The sequence below is a fragment of the Lysobacter xanthus genome, from assembly GCF_047159895.1.
Genome location: NZ_BAAGAB020000126.1, coordinates 1 through 3,001, shown reverse-complemented (window position 1 = coordinate 3,001; position 3,001 = coordinate 1). Strand labels below are relative to the sequence as shown.

4 protein-coding genes are annotated in these 3,001 nt (G+C 71.1%); 1 reads left to right on the top strand and 3 read right to left on the bottom strand.

The features are described from left to right. The 3 genes from ACY35P_RS15255 to ACY35P_RS15245 form a co-directional block, all read right to left on the bottom strand. A partial coding sequence (locus ACY35P_RS15255) for an FAD-dependent oxidoreductase (protein WP_462116688.1) occupies positions 1-120 on the bottom strand: 120 nt, incomplete at its 3' end. Between the two features lie 111 nt (positions 121-231). Then, a complete protein-coding gene (kynU, locus tag ACY35P_RS15250) occupies positions 232-1,509 on the bottom strand; it encodes a kynureninase (protein WP_462116687.1) in 1,278 nt (425 codons plus the stop codon). Positions 1,510-1,515: 6 nt separating this feature from the next. After that, on the bottom strand, positions 1,516-2,526 hold the full coding sequence (locus ACY35P_RS15245; RefSeq protein ID WP_462116686.1) for an amidohydrolase family protein: 1,011 nt from the start codon (positions 2,524-2,526) through the stop codon (positions 1,516-1,518). 108 nt (positions 2,527-2,634) lie between these two features. Between ACY35P_RS15245 and ACY35P_RS15240 the strand changes: the two genes are divergently transcribed. Next, positions 2,635-3,001 (top strand): SAM-dependent methyltransferase (locus ACY35P_RS15240; protein WP_462116685.1); only part of this gene is annotated, 367 nt, incomplete at its 3' end.

Genomic DNA, 3,001 nt, shown 5'->3' with positions numbered 1-3,001 from the left:
CGGATCGCCGCGTTTCTCGAAGACGTCGACGCTCCAGCCGCGCCGCGCGAGCAGCGTGGCGAGCAGCGCGCCGGCGAGTCCGGCTCCGATGATCGTGATGGGGCGGGGCGTGGCGCTCACGGGCGGGTCCGTCCGGTCGATGGGCCGAGTGTAGTGGGGCGCGCGATCGACAGGCGTCCGGTTCAAGCGCCTGAACGGCGACGGTCGCCGCCGGGCGCGCCCCGGGCAGCGTCAGCCGGCGTGCGCCGCCCAGCGTTCCACCGCGCGCGCGAACCGCAGGACGTCCGCATGCGTGTTGTAGAGGGGCGCGGGCGAGATGCGGATGACGTCGGGCTCGCGCCAGTCGCCCAGCACGCCGTTCGCGGCGAGGTGCTCGAACAGCGCGCGTCCCTGCTCGCGGCCGCCGTGCACGCGCAGCGAGAGCTGGCAGCCGCGCCGCGCGGGGTCGCGCGGGGTCAACACCTGCAGGGTGCCGGCGAGGCGGGCGTCGATCAGCGCTTCGAGATAGCCCGTCAGCGAGCGCGACTTCGCGCGCAGCGCCGGCAGGCCGGCCCGGTCGAACAGCTCGAGCGAGGCGCGCAGCGGTGCCATCGAGAGGATCGGCGGATTGCTGAGCTGCCAGCCGTCCGCGCCCGGGGCCGGGACGAACTCAGGGCCCATGCGGAATCGCGTGGACGGATCGTGGCCCCACCAGCCGGCCAGACGCGGCAGGTCCGCGCGCGAATGCCGCTCGTGCACGAACGCGCCGCCGACCGCCCCGGGGCCGGAGTTCACGTATTTGTAGTGGCACCAGGCGGCGAAATCGGCGCCGCTGTCGTGCAGCGCGAGGTCGATGTTGCCCACCGCATGCGCGAGGTCGAAGCCCACGTTCGCGCCCGCGTCGCGTGCCAGCTGCGCGATGGCGTGCAAGTCGAAGGCCTGCCCGGTGCGGTACTGCACGCCCGGCCACAGCACGAGGGCGAGGCGCTCGCGGTTGGCGTCGACCGCGCGCTCGATGGCCGCCATCGAGATCGTGCCGTCGTCGGCATCCGGCTGGACCTCGATCAGGTCGGTGGCGGGATCGAAGCCGTGGAACCGGACCTGCGATTCCGTCGCGTGGCGGTCCGACGGAAACGCGCCCGCCTCGATCAGAAGCGCGGGGCGCTCGCGGGTCGGCCGATAGAAGCTCGCCATCAGCAGGTGCAGGTTGACCGTGAGCGTGTTCATGGCGACCACTTCGAGCGGCTTCGCTCCGACGAGCCGCGCCAGCGGCTCGCGCACGAGGTCGTGGTAGCCCATCCACTGGGCATCGCCGGTGAAGTGGCCTTCGACGGCCTCGGTTTCCCACTTCCGCAACACCGTCTCGATGTGCGCGCGGGCCCCGCGCGGCTGCAGGCCGAGCGAGTTGCCCACGAAGTACGCCATCGGCGCGCCGTCGTGCGGCGGGATCAGGAATTCGTCGCGGAACGCACGCAGCGGATCGGCGGCGTCGAGCGACGCGGCATGCGCGTCGGAGAAGAGGTCGGTCATCGGGACTCAGGCGAAGCGGGCGGGCGGCAGGCCGAGCCAGTCGAGCGCGGTGCCGTGGTAGAGGCGCGCCTGCTCGACGGACGACAGGCCGAGCGCGGCGATGCCGGCGCCCGGTTCCTGCTCGCCGAGCGGGAACGGATAGTCGGTGCCGAGCATCACGCGATCGACGCCGCAGGTGTCGAGCAGGTACTGCAGCGCGCGTGGGTCGGCGACCCAGGAATCGAAGTAGAACCGCGACAGGTAATCGCGCGGGTTGCGCGGATTGTCGGTGGCGACGAGGTCCGGCCGCATGTTGAAGCCGTGCTCGATGCGGCCGACCGTGTACGGAAACGAGCCGCCGCCGTGCGCGAGGCAGACCTTCAGCTTCGGCAGCCGCTCGAGCACGCCGCCGAAGATCAGGCAGCACGCGGCGCGCGACTGCTCGGCGGGCATGCCGACCAACCATGGCAGCCAGTACTTGGGCATCGACTCGCTACCCATCATGTCCCACGGATGCACGAGGATCGCGGCGCCGAGGTCCGCGGCGGCCTCGAAGAATTCGAACAGCTCCGGCGCGTCGAGGTTCCAGTCGCCGATGTGGCTGCCGATCTGCACGCCCTGCAGGCCCAGCTGGTCCATGCAGCGTTCCAGCTCCTGCACCGCGAGCCGGGGCGACTGCAACGGCACGGTACCGATGCCCGCGTAGTGGCGCGGGAAGTCGTTGACCGCCTGCGCCATGTGGTCGTTCAGTGCCTGGTGCAGCTCCAGTGCGTGCTGCGGCTTGGCCCAGTAGCTGAACATCACCGGCACGGTGCTGATCACCTGCACCTGCACGCCGAAGCGCGCGTAGTCGTCGATGCGTTCCTGCGGATCCCACGTCTTGCTGTAGATCTCGCGGAAGAAGCGGCCGTCCTTGTAGATGCGATGCCGCCCGTCGTCGGTGTGGTGGATCACCGGGAACCGTACGTCACCGTACTTGCGCGCGAGGTCTGGCCAGTTGCGCGGCAGGTAATGGGCGTGGGTGTCGATCTTCAGCATCCGTGATCGGTCGTCGACGGCAAGTGCCGCTACGATACCCGACCGCCGCCACCGGCCGCGGCCGCTCCGGACAGGGCCGTCCGCCAGAATCGCGACCCGACCCGTCCCATGCCCGCACTCGACATTGACCGCCATCTCGAGGAGCAGATCGCCGCCGACGATCCGTGGAACCTCGACGCCAACCCGTTCGAGGCCCGGCGCTACGCGGCGATCCGGGCGCTGCTCGAGCCCCTCGCACCGCTCGGCGATGCGCTGGAGATCGGTTGCGCGGCCGGTGCGTTCAGCCTGCACCTCGCCGCGCTGAGCCGCCGCGTCCACCTCGTGGACCGCATGCCCGCCGCGCTCGACCGCGCCGCCGCGCGCATCGGGGCCGCGACCGGGCTGAGCTGGGAAGTCGCCGACATCGGCCATGCTCCGATCGTCGATCGACGCTTCGACGCCATCGTCGCCGCGGAAGTCCTCTACTTCCTGCCCG

Bases quoted from the DNA above. Each gene is read 5' to 3' on its own strand.
- kynU (WP_462116687.1), bottom strand. From the start codon at position 1,509: ATGACCGACCTCTTCTCCGACGCGCATGCCGCGTCGCTCGACGCCGCC.
- ACY35P_RS15245 (WP_462116686.1), bottom strand. From the start codon at position 2,526: ATGCTGAAGATCGACACCCACGCCCATTACCTGCCGCGCAACTGGCCA.